This window comes from Streptomyces sp. NPDC053560, from assembly GCF_044544605.1.
In the GTDB taxonomy this organism is placed as follows: domain Bacteria; phylum Actinomycetota; class Actinomycetes; order Streptomycetales; family Streptomycetaceae; genus Streptomyces.
Window position 1 is genome coordinate 1 of record NZ_JBITXI010000019.1, and the last position, 21,420, is coordinate 21,420.

The following is a 21,420-nucleotide window of genomic DNA, read 5'->3' on the forward strand; positions in this document are numbered from 1 at the left end:
CGCCCCCTGGTCCCCAAGCTCAAAGCGCTGAAGACCAAGGCGCAGAACTTCATCCGCGACCACAAGGATGATGAGGACGGGGACTACGACGAGGACCTGATCGCCGAGCACAATCGGATCCGCGATGACATCACCGCCACCGTGGCGGCGTTCTGGGCGGCGGAGCGGACCTGCCACAACAAGATCACTGCGTTGTGGCACGGCACGCAGATGGTGGCCGGCGATGGTTCGGACAAGAAGAACCAGTACGGCTTCAGCGCCGAGGACATGAAGAACGCCAAGCTTCCCTGGGGCGACCCGGTGGAGGAGAAGCACCACTGGTACGAGGTCGGCCACTGGGTGAAGTCCTTCGTCTGGGACGGCCTGATCGTCGACGGGATCTGGGGCACCATCAAGGGCCTGGGCACCCTGGTCGGCTTCGGCGGCTGGGACGCCATGGGCCAGGCCTGGAAGGGCCTGGCGCAGCTGGCCACCGGCCTGGCGATCTCCTCCATCCCCGGCGTCGGCGCCGCCTTCTGGACCCTCCCCGACGACAAGATGCCGTCCTGGCTGCGGGATTCGCGCACCGCGATGAAGGAGACCGGCAAGGCCCTGGTCGCCTGGGACGAATGGGGCAAGAACCCCGGCCGCGCCGCCGGAGCCGTCACCTTCAACGTCGTCACCACCGTCTTCACCGGCGGCGCGGGCGGCGCGGCGGCCGGCGCGGGCAAGGCCGGCGCCGTCGCCAAGGCCCTGTCCGTCGCGGGCAAGGCCGGCAAGGTCATCGACCCGATGACCTACGTGGCCAAGGGGGCGGGCGCGGGCCTGTCCAAGATCGGCGACATCGCCAAGAGCATCAAGGGCATCGGCAAGGTGGACCTGCCGACCATGCCCGACGGCTCACTGCACCTGCCCGACGGACAGCTCCCGCAGACCGGCGGCCACCTGCCCGCCGCGAACGGCATCCCCACGTCGCCCTCGGTCCCGCACCAGACGGTCCCCGGCACCGGTCTGCCCCAGTCCTGGACGATCGACCAGCCGGCGGCAGCGGCCGCGCACACGGGGAACGGCTTCCCCGGCGTCACGCACGCCAACGACTCGTTCCCGACGGGCGGCCACAACAACACCCCGGTCAACGCCGCGCACCACGCCCCGGCAGGCTCCTACGGCCCGCCCCCGAGCGGCTCGTACGGCCCCCCGCCGAGCGGTTCCTTCGGGCCCCCGCCCAGCGGTTCCTACGGCCCCCCGTCCGGCGGAGACTTCGGCCCGCACGGCGGCGGCTCGTACGGTCCCCACGGCGGTCCGTACAGCCCGCACGGCGGCTCGTTCGGACCCACGGGCGGCTCGTTCGACCAGGTCCCGGGCAACGCGGGCAACCACGTACCGGCCACCCACGTCGACCCGGCCGGCCACGTCCCGAGGGGCGCCGTCCCCGACCACGCCCCGACGGGCGGGCAGCACGTGCCCACCGGCGGTCAGCACGTACCCGGCGCCGCCGGTCACCCCGGTACGCCGAACGCCTGGTACCACCAGACCCCGACGAACTCCGTCACGCACGACGTCCCGACCACCCCGCACCCGGGCGGTCACGACGTACCCGGCACCGGCGGCCACGGCACCCCGGACGCCCCGCACCACGGCCCGGGCCACGACGGCCCCGGCGGGCACGGCGGGCACGGCGGGCACGGCCACGACGGCTCGCACGGCGGCGGCCACGCCGACGACGCGGCCCACGCGGGCGACGACGCGGCGCACGCCGGCGACCACCCGGACTTCGGGGACGGCGGCGCGCACCACGGCACCGACACCCCGACCGCCCCGGGCCACGGCGGCACGGACGTACCGGGCCACGGCGCCGGCGAACCGTTCGAGTACAAGCCGCACATGTCGGACGCCGAATTCGCCAAACTCTCCGCTGCGGAGAAGCACCGGGTGGCGCTTGCGGAACTGTCCGACGGCACGGTGGATTTCCCCAGTGACATGTCCGCCGAGAAGTACGGCCAGGGGCACTGGAACGACTACGCGGAGAACATGCCGCAGTCGCAGAAGGACGCGGTCTTCGACTACACGAAGGAGCCCCCGCAGCCGACGCCGACCTACAAGGAGATCAACGGCTACCTGCGCGGCAACTCGGACTTCGACACCCCGCAGGTGCGGCACGAGGTCGAAGAGATCGACAAGGCCCTGGCGGGAAGGACCATGCCCGAGGACATCATGGTCGTCCGCGGGACGGGTCTGGGGCACATCGACGTACCGAGCCCGGTGCGTATGGCGGGCAACACGTACCCGGACCACGGGTACATGTCGACCTCGCTCGGCAACCACCCGGTACCGAGCTTCGCCGGCAAGGAAGCCATCCTCCGCCTGCGCGTCCCCAAGGGGACCCCGAGCATGTGGGTGGAGAAGGTCAGCGCCTTCGGCAAGGGCGAGCGCGAACTGCTTCTCGGCCGCGGCACCGAGTACAAGGTGTCCCGTGTCTTCATGGATGACAGCGGCCGGTGGCAGATCTACGGTGAGGTCCTTCCCAGGACGTAAGCGAGAACAGGCACAGACATGAGCAACGAGGACCGTCTCAACCCGCGCTTGAACGAGGATCTGCACTTCGAGCGTAGCGCCGGGCCTCCCGACTACGGCTACCGGACGGACAAGCCCGTCCGCTACTTCGCCGTGGCGGACGAGACCGACACCGTACTGGGATACGTGTGGGCCAATGACGAGGACGACGCCGCGGCCTGGCAGCCGCGGCCCGCCGCCGGCCCCAAGGCGTTCAACGGCGGATTCCTGTGGGAGATGAAGCTGCGTGAGTTCAAGGCGCGCGGTATCGCTCCCACCGTGGCCCTGGACGAGCTGGTCAGGAACGCGAGCGACATCGAAACCGGTCATGTCGTCGCCGGCTCCCTGGCGGAGGCCCCCAGTCTCGCCGCGCTCAAGGAACTGGCCTCTGGTGGCTGAAGCCGATCCGGTCGAACGGCCCGAGGTCTCCGGTCCGGTGCAGTACGTCAGCGTCGCCGCCCCCGACGGGCAGGTGATGGGGTATGCCTGGTTCGGCGGCGACGGTGTCGGCTGGGCGGACCGCAAGGCGAGCAGTGCCGACGCCTACAAGGCGGGGCTGGAGTGGTACGAGACGCACGTGCGTGAGCCGCGGGAACGCGGCCTCGCCCCCGTGGACATCCTCGGCCGCCTCGGTCGCGTGCCCGGCGTCGGCCCCGTCACCGCGGCCCCCGATGCGGCCGCGGTCGAGGAGCTCGCCGGCACCGTCACCCCGGCCGACGACCGGCGTCTCATCGCCGCGCTCGAACGGGTCGACGCGGCGGCCTGGCGTACGCTCGCCGATGCCTTCGACGCGCTGACGGACGAGGACCGGAAGGTCGAGTGGGGTGGCGGGGAGAAGAACGCCAGAGGCGCCATCCAGATCTCGTATCCGCGGTACGGCAAGGCGCTGTTGCGGGCCGTCAGCGCGCTGCGCAACGTTGTCGTCACGACCGAGTACCGGTGGTCGGCCAACCCCCTCCCCCAGTTGTCGTCGGACGGCCGGCTGTCACCGGCCGACGCCGTCCGCGTGGCCATGGCGCTGGTGCTCGGGGAGCGGGTCAGCGAGGGAATGATCGACGAGGCGCTGCAGAGCGGCCTCCTGGACGCCGCCGTCGCGTCGCTCCGCACCTGGTACGCGACCGAGGGCGCGCGCTCCGCGCACGAGCCCGCCGCGCCTGGGGCCTCGGCAGCCCGCACGGCACCGCAGTACGCCACCCACCCACTTGCGCACCACACGGGGAACACCATCACCACGCCACCACCGCCCCGGCCCACACCCCCGTCGGCCAACCCCTACGCCCAGCAGCCCGCCCCGCCCCAGCCCGGCCAGCCGCAGTACGGCTATCCGCAACAGGCGCAGCCGCAGTACGGGATGCCGCCCGCGCCTCAGGGGATGACGCCGCAGCCGTACGGCTATCCGCAGCAGGCTCAGTTCCCGCAGCAGGGCCAGGCCCCCTACGGGCAGCCGCAGTACGGCCAGGCCCCGTACGGGATGGCGCCGCAGGCCGGGTACGAGCCGTGCAGGTTCTGTGGAGGAATGCCGACGGCGCGGGTCACGTTCCGGGCGCATCAGGGGTTTCTCATTCTGATGCGATTCCTCAAGTACGACGGTCCGATGTGCGGGACCTGCGGCATGGCCGTCTATCGCACGATGCTGACGGCCACCCTGTGGCAGGGCTGGTGGAGCCCGTTCTCGCTGTTCATTTTCACGCCGTTCACGGTGATCTGGAATCTCGTCGCACGCGGCAAGGTGAGCAGGCTGCAGCGGCCGGCGCCGGGGCAGCACGGTCAGCAGAAGGATCCGGGCAAGCCGATGTACCAGCGGCCGCTCGCGTACGTCGCGCTGATTCCCGTGCTGTGGATCTGTTTTCTGATCTTCCAGGGGATCGGCGGGTCCTGACCCTGGGCTGTACTGCTTCCTCGCGCATGCCATATGTTCCAGGGACCACGACCCACGCAACGGACGACTGAGGCAACGGACGACAAGACGGATGGCACGGGATTACGACAGCCAGCTTCTGGAGTCGGTGGCGGTACGCCGGCGCAGGATGCGGGACGCGCTGCTGTTCGGCGCCCAGCGGGCCCGGCGGACGGCGGACGAGCGGCTGGGCAAGGTGTTCGCCGGGATCGCCATCGCCGCCGTGCTGTGCGCGGGCTGCGTCGGCTGGTCCTTCCTCCAGCACACGCTGGCGAAGCAGAAGGCCGAGCAGGAGAAGCAGCAGCGCCAGGAACAGCAGTACCAGCAGCCGGCTCAGACGGCGAAACCGGAGGATTCCGGGAAGAACGCGAAGAATTCTCCGGATTCGTAGGCTCAACCGGATTCGTACTCGGATTCGCCGGCTACCCCCGGTTTCGGGGGCTTACGCGGGTCCGTGGGCATACGCGAGTTCGTAGGTTTCTCCGGGTTCGCAGCATTCACCGGATCTTCGACGGTCGGCAACTCGCTCGCACAAAGCGGGAATCCGGCGCTCGGATCAGTAATTCCACGCAAATGGGGAAAGGGCCCGGCACTAGTAACATGAACGCCGCACAGGCCCGACTCCTCAACGCCGCGACGATAGGTTCCCGTAAGTGGTGAGCACAGCAACGACATCCCGGGCGCAACTCAGCCGGGTGACTCTGGTCGGCGAGCGACGCCGGGCCGACATCGTCCTGCCCTCCGACACCCCGATCGGACAGCTGCTGCCGGACATCCTGCAGCTGCTCGACGACCGGGCGGCGTCGCGGCCGATGACCCGGCAGCTGATCACGTCGGACGGTTCCGCGCTGCCGCACGACAGCACGCTGGCGTCGGCGGAGGTCGCGGACGGCGCTGTGCTCCGGCTCGTCCGGGCGCACTCCGCGCCCCCGGCCCCCGTCGTGCACGACGTCACCGACCTGGTCGCCGACGACCTGGATCTCCAGGCCTGGCGCTGGCGGCCCGCCACCCGCCGGATCAGCGCGGGCGTGGCGACCGTCGCCTTCGCCCTCACCGCCGCGGTACTGGCCCGCCAGGAGTTCGCGCTCGGCTCGCTCGTGGGCGTGCTCATCGCGGTCACGCTCCTGCTGCTCGCGGCCGGTGCCCTGGTCTCGAAGATCGGGCAGGGCAACCGCGGGCTCGCCACGGCGCTGCTGCTCGCCTCCGGCGGCCTCGGCGTCCTCACCGCATGGACCGCTGCCGACGCGTACGACTGGTCGGGAACCACCCGGCTCGCGGCCGTCGCGGGCGCGCTCGTCGTGATGCTGCTGCTGCTCGGGTACTTCTCGCCGCTCGGCCGCGGCGGGCTCATCGGCGCCGCTGCCACCGCCGGCATCGGTGTGGTGTGGGAGGCCGTCGCCGCGATCCAGGACGATCCGGTCCGGCTCGGTGCCGTGATGGCCGTCTTCTCCGTGATCCTCCTCGGGCTGCTGCCACGGCTCGCCCTGATGGCGTCCGGGCTCACCGCGCTCGACGACCGCCGCTCCGGCGGCACCTCCGTCAGCCGCCACCAAGTGGCCAACGCGCTCGCGGCCACCCACCGCGGTCTCGCCCTCGCGACGATCGTCACGGCGGCGTCCGCCGCGGCCGGCAGCTGGCTGCTCACCCGGGCGGAGACGCCGACCGTGTGGACCGTAGCGCTGCCCGCGCTGGTGGCCCTGGTGCTGCTCTCCAGGGCGCGCGCCTTCCCGCTGGTGGCCGAGGTCGTGGCGCTGTTCGCCGCTGCGGCGGTCCTCGTCGTACGGCTGGTGATGGTGTGGATGGACCACGCCGGGGGCGCCGGTCCGCTCGTCGTACTGTGCGCGGCCGCGGTGCTGCCGCTGCTCGTGCTGGCGGTACGGCCGCCCGAGCACGTGCAGGTCCGGCTGCGCCGCGTGGCCGACCTGGTCGAGTCGATCGGCGTGGTGGGACTCTTCCCGCTGGCCGTGGGCGCGTTCGGCGTGTACGGACAGCTGCTCGACAAGTTCTGACGCTCGACAAACGCTCAACAGGTTCTGAGAACGACGCGCAGGCGCTCCGGGCGGGGCAGCAGGGCGGAAAAGAAGGGCTGACATGCCGAACGGAGACAACTGGCAGGGCGACGTGCTGCGTGACCTGCGGGGCGGTGCCACGCCGCAGGGCGGGCAGCAGCAGGGTGCCCAGGGCGCCCAGGGACCTGCCGGGCAGCAGCAGGGCGGGCAGGGGCGCGAAGCCGCGCCCCAGGCCACCCCCACCCCCGGCCACCCCGCACCCCCGCAACAGGCACAGCCGCAGCCGCAGCCTCAACCCCAGGCGCAGCCACAGGCACAGCCGCAGCCGGCCGGCTACCAGGCCGCGCCGAACCAGCAGTACCCGCAGCAGCCGTACCAGCAGGCCCAGCACCAGCAGGCTCAGTACCAGCAAGGTCAGTACCCGCAGGAAGCGCAGTATCCGCAGCAGGTGCCGGCCCAGGCCGGATACGCGCAGGCACCCGCGCGCCGTACCCCCGACTCCCGGCCCGTGGTCGACAAGAGCCTGGCCGTCGCCGGGCGCAAGCCGCGGCACGGCGAGTCGTTCGCCGCCCGCGCCACCCGCAACCTGCGTCGCACGGTCTCCTCCTCGGCCGCGCGCGAGGTGGCCGACACCACCGCCACCGCCGAGGTGCTCCAGCAGCCGGTGACCACCGGCCGGCAGATCGCCGTCACCTCCATCCGGGGCGGCTCCGGCAAGTCCACCGTGGCCGCCCTGCTCGGCACCGCGTACGCGCACTACCGGCAGGACCCCGTCCTGATGGTCGAGGCCGACCCCTCGCTCGGCTCGCTGCCGCTGCGGCTCGGCGCGGAGACCCTGCGCTGGACCACCGGCGACCTGGCGGGCATCGTCGAGCCGCAGATGTCGCTGCTGGACGTGACCGGTTACCTCGTCCAGCTGCCCAACAACGCCTGGCTGCTGCCCGGCAGCCAGGGCCAGATCGGCGCGATGCTGGAGACCAGGGCGTACGAGCGGGTCATGGTCTCGCTGCGCCGCTACTTCGGCGTGACCGTCGTGGACTGCGAGACGCTGCCCGCCGAGGTCGCTCGCGTCGCGCTCTCCGCCGCCCAGGCCCGGGTGCTCACCGCGCCCGCCACGCTGGAGGGCATCACCAGCACGTACTCGATCCTCCAGTGGATGCAGGGGCTGCCCCCGCACGTGATCGCCGGCACGGTCGTGGTGCTCAGCGAGCTCGTGCCGCACTCCGGGCTCGACCTCGACGAGGCCGTCGAGAAGCTGAAGTCCACCGGAGCGAGCGTCCTGATCATGCCGTACGACCGCCACCTCGCGGCCGGCGGCACGATCCGCACCGAACTCCTCGCCCACGCGACCAGGGAAGCCGCCACCCGCCTCGCAGCGGACGCGTTCCGGCTCTCCCAGCAGCGCCACTGATCCCCATGCCGAGCCCGACCGTGAGTGACGGACGCCGATGAGTACCCGACTGATCCACCGCCCGGCCCGTACCGCGCGGCCCCAGGCCGCGGCCGAGGCGCGCACCATCGAGGCCCCGCCCAACCTCCCCGAGGGGAAGTCGGGCAACATCGCGATGTCGCTGCTGCCCGTCGCCGGCGTGCTGTCGTCCGTGATCATGATGACGGTCGTCCGCAACAGCCAGTTCGCCGGGCTCGGCGCGATCATCGTCGTCGTCACCCTCATCGGCACCCTCGGCCTCGCCTTCTCGCAGCGCGGCAAGGCCCAGCGCACCCGCCGCACCCAGCGCGAGGCGTACCTCTCCTACCTGGAGGACCTGCGCGAGGAGCTGTCCGCCGAGGAGCGCGAGCGGCGCGAGCAGGCCGACGTGCTGAACCCGCCGCCGGACGCGCTGTACGACATAGTCCGTGACCCGGCCCGGCTGTGGGAGCGCCGCCGGATGGACGGGGACTTCCTGCGGGTACGCGTCGGCACCGGCGAGATGCCGGTCCGCGATCTGCAGGTCGCCCAGCAGGGCTCCTCGGTCCTCACCCCGCCCGACCGCTTCATGCTCAACGAGGCGTCGGCGCTGATGGACCGCTTCCGCACCGGCACGGAACTCCCGCTCACCGTCCCGCTCGACCGGGTCGGCAACATCAGCGTCGTCGGCCCGCGCGAGGACTGCCTGCGCGTCGCCCGCGCCCTGCTCGTGCAGACCGCCGCCACCCACGCGCCCGACGACGTGGCGATGGCGCTGGCCGTACCGGGCGCCCGGCTCCCCGACTGGGAGTGGGCCAAGTGGATGCCGCACCTGCTCGACACCGAGCAGTTCGACGGCCCGGTGGCGGCCCGCCGGATCGCCCCCTCAGCGCCCCAGCTCGCCCGGCAGATCGGCCCCGAGCTGCGCCGCCGCGCCTCGTACGCGGCCGAGGTGCGCCGCGGCCTGTCCAACCGGGACGCGCTGGCCATGAACTCCCGCCTGCTCGTCGTCACCGACGGACACGGCGAGGACGCCGTGGACCTGCCGCGCCCGGACGACGCGGTGGGCCTGCGGGACATGGGCGTTACCGTCCTGCACCTCCTGGAGCAGCGCATCCAGGAGCCGGGGCAGATCAGCGTACGGATCACCGTCGACGGCGACGAGGTCTTCATCGAGGACCTGCGCGAGCAGGAGCCGATCAGCGCGCACGGCACGGTGGACGAGGTCAGCGTCCCGTTCGCCGAGGGCCTGGCCCGGATGCTGGCGCCGATGCGGCTGTCCGCCGAATCGCTCGTCGACGCCCCGCTGTCCGGCCCCGTCGACTTCGCCGAGCTGCTCGGCATCGACGACGTGGCGCAGCTGGACCTGTCGCGGCTGTGGGCGCCGCGCGGCGAACGCGCCTTCCTCCGCGTACCGATCGGCATCAGCGACTCCCGCGAACCGGTGCTGCTGGATCTCAAGGAGTCCTCCGAGCTGGGCATGGGCCCGCACGGCCTGTGCGTCGGCGCGACCGGTTCCGGCAAGTCGGAGCTGCTGCGCACCCTCGTACTGGCGCTGGTCGCCACCCACCCGCCGGAGGACCTGGCGCTGGTCCTGGTCGACTACAAGGGTGGTGCGACCTTCGCGCCCTTCGCCGACCTGCCGCACGTCGCCGGCGTCATCACCAACCTGGAGAACCAGGCGGGCCTGGTGGAGCGCGTACACGCCTCGCTGGCCGGCGAGGTCAAGCGCCGCCAGCAGGTGCTGAAGGACGCGGGCAACGTCGCCGACATCGGCGACTACGCCCAGCTGCGGGCCGAGAAGCGCCCCGACCTGGACCCGCTGCCGCACCTCTTCGTGGTCATCGACGAGTTCGGCGAACTGCTCACCGCCAAGCCGGACTTCATCGACCTGTTCCTGTCCATCGGCCGGATCGGCCGGTCCATCGGCGTGCACCTGCTGCTCTCCAGCCAGCGCATCGAGGGCGGCAAGCTCAAGGGCCTGGACACCTACCTCTCGTACCGGCTCGGCCTGCGCACCTTCTCCGCCGACGAGTCCCGTACGGTCCTGGACACCACGGACGCCTTCCACCTGCCGCCGCTGCCCGGCTTCGGCTACCTCAAGGTCGACACCACGCACTACGAACGCTTCAAGGCGAGCTACGTGTCCGGTGCCTACCGCGGGCCCGTGCAGCGCCACGAGGAGGAGGACACCGGGCCGCTGGCCCTGGAGTACGAGGCGTTCAACACCCTCGCCGAGCCGGAGAACACCGGCGAGCAGGAGCCGACGGTGCGGCGCCGGGAGACCGGCCCGACCGAGATGGGCGTGATGGTCGGCCAGCTGGAAGGCGCGGCCGCACAGGTGCGCCGGATCTGGCTGCCGCCGCTGCCCGCCGCCATGCCCCTGGACAAGGCCGCGGGCCCGGTCGAGGTCGGCGCGCGCGGCATGCAGCTGGCCGCGCGCCGCGGGCCGCTGCAGATCCCGCTGGGTCTGCTGGACGACCCGACCAAGCAGTGGCAGGGCCAGTACGTCCTGGACCTCACCGTCGCGGGCGGCCACGCCGCGATCATCGGCGGCCCGGCCTCCGGCAAGACCACGCTGCTGCGCACCCTCGCGCTGTCGACCGCGCTGACCCACACGCCCCAGGAGGTCGGCATCTACGGCCTGGACCTGGTGGGCGGCGGCCTCCAGGCGCTGTCGGAACTGCCGCACGTGGGCGGTGTCGCGGGCCGCGCCGACCGCGAGCGCACGGGGCGCACCGTCGAAGAGGTGCGCAACATGCTCGGGCTGCGCGAGGAGCTGTTCCGCGAGCACGGCATCGACTCCGTCGAGCAGCTCCGCATGCTGCACGCCGCCGGCCGGCTGCCGCAGCTGGCGTCCGCCGAGATCGTGCTGGTCATCGACGGCTTCGGCGCGCTGCGCGACGACTTCGAGGAGCTGGACGAGGCGGTCGCCGACATCCTCAAGCGGGGCAGCGGCTACGGCATCCACGTCGTCGCGGGCATGCTCCGCTGGAACGACGTACGGATCGCCACCCAGTCGTACTTCGGCACCCGCGTCGAGCTGCGGCTGAACGACCCCAGCGAGTCCAGCATCGACCGCAAGCTCGCCCAGACCCTCTCGCCCGACGAGCCCGGCCGCGTCCTGACCGACGGCAAGCTCTTCGCGCAGATCGCGCTGCCCCGTACGGACGGCCTGGCCGACACCTCGGAGCTGGGCGCGGTCCTGGAGCGTACGGCCCGTACCGTGCGCGCCACCTGGAGCGGCGAAGTGGCCCAGCCCGTACGGGTCCTGCCGCGCGTCCTGGAGCCGCATCTGCTGCCAGGGCCGGCGGCCGAGCCGCAGCGGGTCCCGATCGGTCTGGACCAGACGGCGCTGGCGCCCGTCATGGTCGACCTGTTCCAGCACGACCAGCACCTGCTGATCCTCGGCGACAGCGAGTGCGGCAAGACCAACCTGCTCAAGACCGTCGCCAACGGTCTCATCGAGCGGTACGGCGAGGACGACCTGGTCTTCGCGGTCATGGACCCGCGGCGCGGGCTGCGCGGCGCGATCCCCGAGGAGTTCCGCGGCGGCTACGCGTACAACCCCAAGATGTGCGCGGGTCTCGCCCACGGCGTCGCCGGCCAGCTGGAGAAGCGGCTGCCGGGCGACGGCACGGACGTGGAGGACCTGGAGCCGGGCAGCTGGGGCGGCGGCCCGCGGATCGTCGTCCTCGTCGACGACTACGACGTCCTGACGACCGCCGGCCAGGCCCCCCTCGAACCCTTCCTCCCCTACATCCCCTCAGCGGCCGACATCGGACTCCACTTCGTCCTCACCCGCCGCGTGGCGGGCGCCTCGCGCGGCATGTACGAACCCCTGATGCTGAGCCTGCGCGAGTCGGGCGCCTCGGCGCTCCTGATGTCGGGCGACCGCAGCGAGGGCCAGCTGTTCCCCGGCACGTACGCCTCCCTCCAGCCCCCGGGCCGCGGCATCTTCATGCAGCGGGGCCGGCCCAACCGGCTGATCCAGACGGTGTACACGGAGGGGTGACGGGGGCGGCCCGCACCGGCCGTCCTTCGCCGAGAAGGGCCGGGCGGCCGCCCGCCGGCGCTGCCGTACGGAGCGGCCCCCGACCGGCACAGCCTTCCGACCACGACCACGACAATTGACCATGACCAGGAACCGGACGCGCTCATGACCAAGGACGTCATCACCCTCACCCCGAAGATGCCCGACCCGATGACCGTGCTCGCGGGTCTGCTGTCCGGTGGTCCCGACAAGCTCGTCGGGACGACGGGTGAGGACGCGGTCGTGCAGCTCTGCGACCCGGAGGGCCGCCCGCTGATGTCGGTCGAGGCCCCCCTGCTCGTACAGGTCGCGGGCGAGGCCGAGCGGCTGCTCGGGGCCACGCCGCCGCCGCTGCCCTTCTGGTGGACGGAGGCGCGCGCCACGACCGGCGTCGGGGAGGCCGAGCGGCTCGCGGGCACCTTCTCCGCGCGGCTCGCCTCCCTGGCCGGCGGCTCCGCCTGGCCCCCGGAGGCCGCGCGTTCGCTCGCCGTGGTGGAGACCGACGGGGTGAGCGTCGCGCCCACGCCCGCGGCCGCGCAGCCCGCCGTCGACGTGCTCACCGACAAGGTCGCCGTCGTCATCCAGGACCGCCCGGTGGTCGCCATGACGGCCTGGCTCTCGGACGCGTTCCGCGCCGTCGCCAACGCCGAACTGGGCCTCCAGATCGTCACGCCCGCCGGCACCACCCTCTCCCCCGCCGTACGCAACAGCCTGCCCGGCTGGCCGTCGCGCTGGGTCGTGCAGGACGAGCGGGACGGCTACTACGACGGCCTCTCCGGCGCCGTACTCCGCTTCCAGAACGGCCTGTTCGCCCCGGTCGAGGGCGAGGGCGCAACCCCGATGGACGCCCGTACCCCGCTGGCCGCCTCCTTCCAGGAGGTCACCGACACCGGTGAACGCCAGCTGGCCGTCTCCTTCCGTACGGTCCACCCCGCCGACGACCGCCTGGTGCTCGGCGGCGCGCTGGAGTCGGTCTGGCGCGAGCTGACCGGCGAGCCGCCGGCCGGCTGGGGCACCGCCGAACCCGCCAACCTCCCCTGGTCCCTGCGCCAGCTCACCGACCTCGCGCACGACCGCTCCCCCGAACCGACCTGGGTCGTGGTCGTCGGCTCCCCGGAGCGGCCGGGGCTCGCGACGGTCCGCATCACCCGCACCAAGGGCGGCGTCGAGGAGGACGTCACCCTCGCGTTCGGCTACGGCCCCGGCGAGGAACCTCCGGTGGACGCCCTCACCCGCACCGCCGAGGTACTGGCCACCCGCCACCACCTCCAGTCGATGCTGGTCCAGCTCCGCAAGGCCCGCCGCGACCTGGCCGTCCCGCCGCGCTTCGAGGGCCCCGGCGTCCCCCTGGCCTTCGTCCTCGGCGCCGAAGAGGTCCGCGAAATGCCCGGTGACCGCGCCCGCCACACCCCCCTCTCCGAGCCCCCCGTAGCACTCGGCCCCAAGACCCGTCCCGCTCTCTACTACCCCCTCCCCGGCGACCCCTCCGACCTCTCGGGCTGGCAGGACTTCGAACGGCTGATGAGGCACTTGAAGGGGGCGTGAACCCGGCGCCTCGGTGAAACCGAGGGAACCGACGGGGCGGGCGCGACTGTCAGTACCTCGTGATACAAAAAGTCATGTCCGTCACGCGGGGTGACCGCCGCGCCGGAGCGGCCGGTGGGGGCCGGTTCCGGGGGCGGACAGCGAGGCGAAACGTATCGGCATAGGGATATGCCACAGTCGGGGGGCGGTAGCGATGAAGATCGAGCTCAAGCCGGACCAGATTCCGCTGTACACCGGCGATCTGCCTCAGCTGGAGAAGGACCACGCCGCACTCAAGAAGGACGCCGGCCACATCCGCAAGACCGGCTCCGACGTCCACTCCCACTTCCAGGGCCTCTCCGCGTTCTACAAGGCCCCGGAGGCGGAGCAGCTCTTCGCCACCACCAAGCCGGTCCAGACCCGCGCCGACGAATTCGCCGACGACCTGGAAACGGTCTCCTCCGCCCTCTCCTCCTACGCCGACGAGATCCGCCCCCTCGTCCCGAAACTGGAGTCGCTGCAGCGGAAGGCCAGGGCCTTCATCCGCGACCACAAGGACGACGAGGACGGCGACTACGACGAGGACCTGATCGCCGAGCACAATCAGATCCGCGATGACATCACCGCCACCGTCGCCGCGTTCTGGGCGGCCGAACGCACCTGCTACAACAAGATCGTCGCCCTCTGGAACGGCCCCAAGATGGTCGCCGGCGACGGCTCCAAGAAGGAGCACCAGTACGGCTTCAGCGCCGAGGACATGAAGAACGCCAAGCTTCCCTGGGGCGACCCGGTGGAGGAGAAGCACCACTGGTACGAGGTCGGCCACTGGGTGAAGTCCTTCGTCTGGGACGGCCTGATCGTGGACGGGATCTGGGGCACCATCAAGGGCCTGGGCACCCTGGTCGGCTTCGGCGGCTGGGACGCCATGGGCCAGGCCTGGAAGGGCCTGGCGCAGCTGGCCACCGGCCTGGCGATCTCCTCCATCCCCGGCGTCGGCGCCGCCTTCTGGACCCTCCCCGACGACAAACTCCCCTCCTGGCTGCGCGACTCCCGCACCGCCATGAAGGAAACCGGCAAGGCCCTGGTCGCCTGGGACGAGTGGGGCAAGAACCCCGGCCGGGCCGCCGGAGCGGTCACCTTCAACGTCGTCACCACCGTCTTCACCGGCGGCGCGGGCGGCGCGGCGGCCGGCGCGGGCAAGGCCGGCGCCGTCGCCAAGGCCCTCTCGGTGGCCGGCAAGGCCGGCAAGATCATCGACCCCATGACCTACGTGGGCAAGGCCGCCGGCGCGGGCCTCTCCAAAATCGGCGACATAGCCAAGAGCCTCCGAGGCATCGGCAAGATCGACATGCCTCCCCTCCCCGAAAACGCCATCGAACTCCCGGAGGGCGCGATGGCACTGCCCGACGGCACGGTGCGCCTGCCCGAGGGCGCGGCGCTCCCCAAGGGCGCCGTCGAACTCCCCGACGGAGGCGTGCGGCTCCCCGAAGGCTCGGTCCCCCTCCCCGAAGGAACGGTCAAGCTCACCGACTTCGACGGCAACACCGTCTACGCCGACCCCAAGGGCAACCTCTACGACGACACCGGCGCCCTGAAGCAACACCACACCGAAGCCCCCCAGGACATCGTCGACAGCACGCCCCACGCCCCCGCCGACGCAAACACGCCCCGAGTGGAAACCCCGGCCAACGACCGCGTCCTGGTCGGCGCCAGCGCCACCCACACCGCGGACAACGCCGCCCACGTACGCCTGGGCAGCAGCCTGGACTCACAACTCGGCGACACGGGCCGCTTCGGCGACGACGCAGCCACGCCGGGCGGGCACGTCGGTGATCCCCCGGGGCACGGCCCCGGCCACGTCGGCGGCCACGCTCCCGGCGGCATGGCCGGCCACCTTCCCGACGGCCACGCCAACGACCTCGGCCACACCCCCTCAGCCAGCCACGAACCGCCCACGGGAAGCGGCGGCCACACCGGTGCCCACGGTGATGGGCCCACCAGCGCGCGCGGCGACGGTCCGGGCGGTGGCAGCGGTCACGGTGGCTCCGGTGGGGCGCACGCTCCCACGCCGCCTCGTCACAGCGACTCCACACCCGGCAATCACGCCGCCGACGGCATCCACCACGCCTCCGATGACGGCCCCGGACACAGTCATGAACCGCACACGGACCGCACTGATCACAACGAGATGCCCACGGACGACAGCCTCCCGCACCATGGCGACGCCGTGGACGGGCCGGACAGTGGGCCTTCCCACGACACGGCCGACGGGCCTCAAGGCACATCTCTGGAACCGCAGCCCGACTGGCACGGTCAGAGCGCCGACCAAATGCGCCACTACCGGCGCCCTGCGCTGGATGTGTCGCACCTGACCCCGGAGGAACGGCTGGCCGTCCTGGAGCGAGAGGCAGTAGAGCTGGCCGACGAGGCCCGCAAGGCACCGGCCGGAGAGGCGCCCCCAGGCCAGAATCATCTGGACACCGGATGTGCGGGGAGTTTGCTGCACGACAACGTGATCACCGTGCACACCAGCACGACTAAGATGCACGGTCAGACGTTGCCGCACACGCACAAGGTGCTGGACGACATGCTTCAGAAGATCGCGGACGACGCAAAGGCCGGCGTCATCGAGAAGAAGGGGAGCGGGCACGGGAAATGTGCGGAGATCTCCCTGATCAGTGACCGGCTGCGGCAGCTGGATCCGACCGGTACACAGGTCCGTACAATTGATGACGCCCGCCGCGTGTTCGACGGGAGTGTCATGCACACCAGGCGTATCGGAGACTTCGTCATCAAGAAGACCGGAGAGGTGCGAAACCGGCACGGTGACTATTTCCCGCCATGCGACACCTGCAAGCATATTCTTCCGCAACTTGGCATTCGCGCGCATGAGTGAGGGCACGCCCCCTGGAGGGAAAGAATGACTCCGACCACGCCACCCCCGGACGTGTTGGCATGGCTGACGCAGCACGGCTGGTTCGACGGGCGGGATATTGGGGACGAGGCGCAGCACCTCATCTCCGTACGTCTACAGGACGCCGCCGAGCAAGGCTTCCCACTAGAGGCCGTGGAAGCCGCAGTGCGCATCATCCGCACCTACGGGCTGCTGAAGCTGACGCATCCGAGGGCATCGGACTCGGCATTCGAAATGGAGCCGACAGGCGGGTACGAAGGCGACGCCCGGGAAATCGCCGAGATGGCGTCGGGATTGGGTAAGAAACTCTTTCCGGTCGGGTTCGAGTCGTCGGAGTACGGTCTACTCCTTGTCGATGAAACAGGGCGCTGGTTCCTGTTGCATCACACAGGAGGGTATTTCCTGGGAGAGGACGAATACGACGCTTTCTCTCGATTCATGACCGGGGACGACACTCCGGACGTGGAGGACTTCTTTGTCTGAGCAATTCCCCGCCGTCGCCTCATCCCTGCTGATCCATGGGACAGTGGTCAGCCACACCAGCATCGTCGGCAGCGAACGTCCGAACCTGCACCCCTCCATCTGGAAGTTCGCAGAGGAACTGTCACCGGAGCAACGCATGCCGTTCACCGCCCGCTGCGCTGAATCCGCCCTGGTGTCCGATCAGCTGTGGGCAATCGACAGCGCGCGAAATGATGGCCGGACAACGACCCTTCGTGAGGCGGCGCCGCACTTCGAGGGTTCCGTACTCATCTCGAAGATGGTTCGCGGCCAGGGCCACCCCGACCACGGCCGAACCACGGAACCGTGCGGATTCTGCACACTGCTTCTACAAGAGTTGGGCGTACGCGTCATGCTCTGAGCCCGCTCGGTGCGCGCCGCGCCTGATGCCGGTGCAACACTGACGGCCACCGTCGTTCGCGAGAGTTTCTGACTACGTGTTCCCACCTCTGTATAGCGCAGAGGGAGCTTCGTCACCTTCCCCGACCAATGGACCAGCAGTTCGGGACAGTCGTGAAGTCGCCCATGTTTCACCCCCACCTGGTCGGCCTCGTGAATTCGGAGGGTCATCAGCACAAGCGGCACATTCCACACGCTGAAATACCGAAGAAAAGAACCGGAGCCGCTCTCCAAGAGAACGACCCCGGTTCCAAGCATGGATCACACGTTGAAGCGGAACGTCGGGCGGCTGATTTTGACCTGTGGCGGGACTCCCTCTACAGGGCTGACCTGGGGTTTCGCCGTTTGGTTGCGTTGGTCATCGGCTGGCGTTTACGGGGGCCCTGCGGACTGTATGCGGACTGATCGAGGCTGCCGATCGCGGGCATCCATAGTGCGCTGATTCTCTATCGAATGCGCTGAGCGCGGCGTCGAGTGCCCTGTGGTGGCGGGCGCGCTCTTCGTCACTCGGGGCCGGGATCTGGAGGCACCGGCCTGCCTTCGTAGTCCGCGATCAAGGCTACGTCGATTCCAGTGCCTGGCCCTCTTCCCCGGCTCGGAGGAGGTCCGCGAGATGCCCGGCGACCGCACCCAAAACACCTCCTGTCCGAGCCCCCGTCCAGCTCGGCCCCAAGACCCGCCCGGCCATGTACTACCCGCTCCCCAGCAGCCCCCTCCGGCCTCTCGCCGGCGGGCAGGTCCGAACGCCTGATGCGGCATTTGAAACGGGTGAGGGGGCCACGTGGATGCTCCGGTGGTGCTGAGGGAACCGACTGGACGGGAGTGACTGTCAGTACCTCGTGATACAAAAAGTGATGTTCGTTCAGTACCGACACAGGTGACCGACACAACTGACACGGGTGCGAGAAGGCGCCTGCTGGACGCCGTGCTGACGTCCGGACCAAGACGCCAGCCGATCGGATGCTGGACGGACGGCGAGCGGAAAACGTATCGGCGGTAGGCCGCAGTCGGGGGCGGGGGCGAAAGCGTTGGACATCAAACTCAAGCCGGAGGAGATCCCGCAGTACACCGGCGACCTGGAACAGCTGGAAAAGGACCATGCGGCCCTGAAGAAGGACGCCGGCCACGTCCGCACCACCGGCGCGGACGTCCACTCCCACTTCCAGGGCCTGTCGGCGTTCTACAAGGCCCCCGAGGCGGAGAAGCTCTTCGCCACCACCAAGCCGGTCAAGGACCGCGCGGACGAATTCGCCGACGACCTGGAGACGGTTGCCTCGGCCCTGGCGGACTACGCGGATGAGGTCCGGCCGCTGAAGACCAAGCTGGAGGGCTTGAAGAAGAAGGCCCAGGCATTCATCCACGACCACAAGGACGATGACGACGCGGACTACGACGACGAGCTGACCGCCGAGCACAATCAGATCCGCGACGACATCAACGCCACCGTCGCCGCGTTCTGGGCCGCCGAACGCACCTGCTACAACAAGATCGTCGCTCTCTGGAACGGTCCCAAGATGGTGGCCGGGGACGGCTCCAAGAAGGAGCACCAGTACGGCTTCAAGGCGGAGGACCTCAAGAACGCGAAGGTGCCGTGGGGCGACCCGGTGGAGCAGAAGCACCACTGGTACGACGTCGGCCACTGGGTGAAGTCGTTCGCGTGGGACGGCATTGTCGTCGACGGCATCTGGGGCACGATCAAGGGCCTGGGCACCTTGGTGGGCGTCGACGGCTGGGATGCCGCCGGGCAGGCGTGGAAGGGTCTGGCGCAGCTGGGTACCGGCCTGGCCATCCTGACCATCGGTGGCCCCGGGGCAGCCGCCTTCATGGCCCTTCCGGACGACAAGCTGCCCTCCTGGCTGCGCGACTCCCGCAACACGATGAAGCAGACCGGCAAGGCCCTGGTCGCCTGGGACGAATGGGGCAAGAACCCCGGCCGCGCCGCGGGCGGCGTCACCTTCAACGTCCTGACCACCGTCTTCACCGGCGGCGCGGGCGGCGCCGCGGCAGGCGCGGGCAAGGCCGGCGCGGTCGTCAAGGCCCTGTCGGTGGCGGGCAAGGCAGGCAGGGTCATCGACCCCATGACGTACGTCGGAAAGGCCGCCGGCGCGGGCCTCTCCAAGATCGGCGACATCGCCAAGAGCATCAAGGGCATCGGCAAGGTCGACATGCCTCCACTTCCCGAGAACGCCGTCGAACTCCCGGAGGGCGCGGTAGCACTGTCCGACGGCACGGTCCACCTGCCCGAGGGCTCGGCGGTACCCGCCGGCGCGGTCGAGCTCCCGAACGGCAGCGTCAAGCTTCCTGAAGGCTCCGTCCCCCTCCCCGAAGGCACGGTCAAACTCACCGACTTCGACGGCAACACCGTCTTGGCCGACCCCAAGGGCAACCTGTACGACGAGACCGGCGCGCTCAAGCAGCATCACGCCGACGCGCCGCAGGAAGGCTCGCCGAACCCCCACCCGACCACCGATGCCGACACCCCACGGGTGGAGGCTCCCGCCCGCGAGCCCGCCCTGGTCGGTGCGGGCGCCGCCCACATGGCCGACGACGCCACACCCGTCCACCTGGGCAGCAGCGTCGACGACGTGGGCCGCTTGGGCGACGACACCGCCATACCGGGCGGGCACGTCGGAGACGCTGCGGGCGGCCACCGCCTCCCGGGCTCCGGCCCGGGCCACGACATGCCGACCGCCCACGCCGGCGACAACGTGCCAGGCAACGGCGCACACCACATTCCCAGCAGCCACGCCGCGAACCACCTACCCGGTGGTCATGCCGGCGATCTCGGGCGCAGCCCCTCAGGTGGCCATGAACCGCACACCGGGAACGGCAGCCATTCCGGTGGACATGGTGATGGCCCCAGCGGACCGCACGACCCTACGCACTCGCGTCCGCACCACGACGATGCGACGCCTCACAGCCATGGTGACGACGGGCCTCATCACACGAATCCTCACCACCACGAATCTGGCGCGGGTGGACACGGGGACGACGGAGCTTCGCCAGACACTCCTGCTGACGGCGACCACCAGGGCCACGGCCAGGGGCATCACTCATCCGATCCACACGGCGGCGAGGCTGCTGCCGACGACATCCAGGTCGGTGACCAACCCGCGCCCCCGCCGGGACCGGGCGAGAAGCTGCTCGGAGACCTGCCGGAGGACCGGGTCCGGCGCTCGGAAGACGGCCTCATTTCTCATGTCGACGACCAGCCGGTCAACGAGTTCCTGGACAAGTTGTCGCACGAACGCGCACTCAAGTACCTCGAAGCAAAGGAAAACGGCACTTTCCCTCGTGCCAAGACCGGCGCGTGCGTCGGCTCGGTCGTCGACCTGCGAACCGGCAAAGTGATCGAAGGAATCAACGGGCCGAAGGGCAGCCTCGGGGAGCTTCCCATGGACCGGCTGCATCCCACGCTGCTGGAGCGCTACGAGATGATCGCTGACGCACCCCCGCACAGGGCGCCGATCCTAGCTCATGCCGAGGTCAAGGCCACCAATGAACTGTTGTGGGCACGAAGGGAGGCCGGGCTTCCGGACGATGCCTCCGCGCTCACGGAATTGCGCGCCTCGGTACAGTTCCCGTTCATGCCCGACATGGCAACAGGCGTACGTCCACGCCCCGCACCGTTCTGCGGCAACTGCAACCATATGCTGGAAGGAGTGCCCAGTAGCTATGGGCGCTACCTCAAGGACCCACCCGGCCCGGAGAACTGGATTCCCTGATGACGCTGCAGCGGATCGATATCGATGACCCCGAAGTGGAAATGGACGCCGCCGAGACGCTTTTCTACGCGGGCGTTCCGTTCACAGGTGAAGTCGTCGAATACCAGCGAGGGGCACTCGTGAGCCTCATCACCTATAAGGACGGCGTCGAGGATGGCCCCGTCAAAGAGTGGTACACGGATGGAACTCTGGAATCCGAGGGAACCATGCGAGGCGGCTTCCCCGTGGGCGAGTCCAAGAAGTGGCACCCCAATGGCACTCTGGCCGCGCGAATGGTCATGAGCGCCGATGGCCTGCGGCAACTGGCTCGGACCGAATGGGACGAGGAAGGGAACTTGATCAAGGAGTGGCACGCCGAAGGTGCCTGACGCTGCCGGCGAACCCCATCCCGCATATCGGACGAGACCGAGTCGGGGCCGGCGGTACCTCGACGTGGTACATCTGTGCTCGAACGATGAGCGCTAAGCGCCGCGGACTG

13 protein-coding genes are annotated in these 21,420 nt (G+C 70.3%); all 13 read left to right on the forward strand.

The window, feature by feature from the left end; genetic code table 11:
- The coding region (locus tag ACIGQF_RS34550) for an ADP-ribosyltransferase (protein ID WP_399718784.1) at positions 1-2,514 on the forward strand (2,514 nt) is incomplete at its 5' end.
- A gap of 18 nt (positions 2,515-2,532) precedes the next feature.
- The gene (locus tag ACIGQF_RS34555) at positions 2,533-2,931 is read left to right on the forward strand and encodes a hypothetical protein (RefSeq protein WP_399718786.1); all 399 of its coding nucleotides are present in this window, start codon (positions 2,533-2,535) and stop codon (positions 2,929-2,931) included.
- Positions 2,924-4,411, forward strand: coding sequence for a DUF6508 domain-containing protein (locus ACIGQF_RS34560; protein ID WP_399718789.1), 1,488 nt, complete (start codon positions 2,924-2,926; stop codon positions 4,409-4,411). The genes ACIGQF_RS34555 and ACIGQF_RS34560 overlap by 8 nt, the downstream gene beginning before the upstream one ends.
- 91 nt (positions 4,412-4,502) lie before the next feature.
- Positions 4,503-4,820: a hypothetical protein gene (locus ACIGQF_RS34565; RefSeq protein WP_399718792.1), complete on the forward strand. Its 318-nt coding sequence runs from the start codon at positions 4,503-4,505 to the stop codon at positions 4,818-4,820.
- A gap of 262 nt (positions 4,821-5,082) precedes the next feature.
- Complete coding sequence (gene eccD / locus ACIGQF_RS34570; RefSeq protein WP_399718794.1) at positions 5,083-6,438, forward strand: type VII secretion integral membrane protein EccD; 1,356 nt, start codon at positions 5,083-5,085, stop codon at positions 6,436-6,438.
- An 82-nt stretch (positions 6,439-6,520) separates the two neighbouring features.
- On the forward strand, positions 6,521-7,849 hold the full coding sequence (locus tag ACIGQF_RS34575; RefSeq protein WP_399718796.1) for a MinD/ParA family protein: 1,329 nt from the start codon (positions 6,521-6,523) through the stop codon (positions 7,847-7,849).
- Between the two features lie 37 nt (positions 7,850-7,886).
- Positions 7,887-11,861: a type VII secretion protein EccCa gene (gene eccCa, locus ACIGQF_RS34580; RefSeq protein WP_399718799.1), complete on the forward strand. Its 3,975-nt coding sequence runs from the start codon at positions 7,887-7,889 to the stop codon at positions 11,859-11,861.
- A gap of 144 nt (positions 11,862-12,005) precedes the next feature.
- Positions 12,006-13,424, forward strand: a complete 1,419-nt coding sequence (locus ACIGQF_RS34585) for a DUF6177 family protein (RefSeq protein ID WP_399718802.1) — start codon at positions 12,006-12,008, stop codon at positions 13,422-13,424.
- Positions 13,425-13,617: 193 nt separating this feature from the next.
- Complete coding sequence (locus tag ACIGQF_RS34590; RefSeq protein ID WP_399718804.1) at positions 13,618-16,299, forward strand: YwqJ-related putative deaminase; 2,682 nt, start codon at positions 13,618-13,620, stop codon at positions 16,297-16,299.
- A gap of 24 nt (positions 16,300-16,323) precedes the next feature.
- The gene (locus ACIGQF_RS34595) at positions 16,324-16,800 is read left to right on the forward strand and encodes an SUKH-3 domain-containing protein (RefSeq protein ID WP_361566791.1); all 477 of its coding nucleotides are present in this window, start codon (positions 16,324-16,326) and stop codon (positions 16,798-16,800) included.
- The gene (locus tag ACIGQF_RS34600; RefSeq protein ID WP_399718808.1) at positions 16,793-17,179 is read left to right on the forward strand and encodes a YwqJ-related putative deaminase; all 387 of its coding nucleotides are present in this window, start codon (positions 16,793-16,795) and stop codon (positions 17,177-17,179) included. The genes ACIGQF_RS34595 and ACIGQF_RS34600 overlap by 8 nt, the downstream gene beginning before the upstream one ends.
- Before the next feature lie 1,066 nt (positions 17,180-18,245).
- Positions 18,246-20,942 (forward strand): hypothetical protein, encoded by a 2,697-nt coding sequence (locus tag ACIGQF_RS34605; protein WP_399718811.1) that lies wholly within the window; start codon positions 18,246-18,248, stop codon positions 20,940-20,942.
- Positions 20,942-21,310 (forward strand): toxin-antitoxin system YwqK family antitoxin, encoded by a 369-nt coding sequence (locus ACIGQF_RS34610; protein WP_399718813.1) that lies wholly within the window; start codon positions 20,942-20,944, stop codon positions 21,308-21,310. Before ACIGQF_RS34605 ends, ACIGQF_RS34610 begins: the two co-directional genes overlap by 1 nt.
- Positions 21,311-21,420: the final 110 nt, after the last annotated feature.

Coding starts and splice junctions, on each gene's coding strand:
- ACIGQF_RS34555 (WP_399718786.1), top strand. CDS start 2,533: ATGAGCAACGAGGACCGTCTCAACCCGCGCTTGAACGAGGATCTGCAC.
- ACIGQF_RS34565 (WP_399718792.1), top strand. CDS start 4,503: ATGGCACGGGATTACGACAGCCAGCTTCTGGAGTCGGTGGCGGTACGC.
- ACIGQF_RS34575 (WP_399718796.1), top strand. CDS start 6,521: ATGCCGAACGGAGACAACTGGCAGGGCGACGTGCTGCGTGACCTGCGG.
- eccCa (WP_399718799.1), top strand. CDS start 7,887: ATGAGTACCCGACTGATCCACCGCCCGGCCCGTACCGCGCGGCCCCAG.
- ACIGQF_RS34585 (WP_399718802.1), top strand. CDS start 12,006: ATGACCAAGGACGTCATCACCCTCACCCCGAAGATGCCCGACCCGATG.
- ACIGQF_RS34590 (WP_399718804.1), top strand. CDS start 13,618: ATGAAGATCGAGCTCAAGCCGGACCAGATTCCGCTGTACACCGGCGAT.
- ACIGQF_RS34595 (WP_361566791.1), top strand. CDS start 16,324: ATGACTCCGACCACGCCACCCCCGGACGTGTTGGCATGGCTGACGCAG.
- ACIGQF_RS34610 (WP_399718813.1), top strand. CDS start 20,942: ATGACGCTGCAGCGGATCGATATCGATGACCCCGAAGTGGAAATGGAC.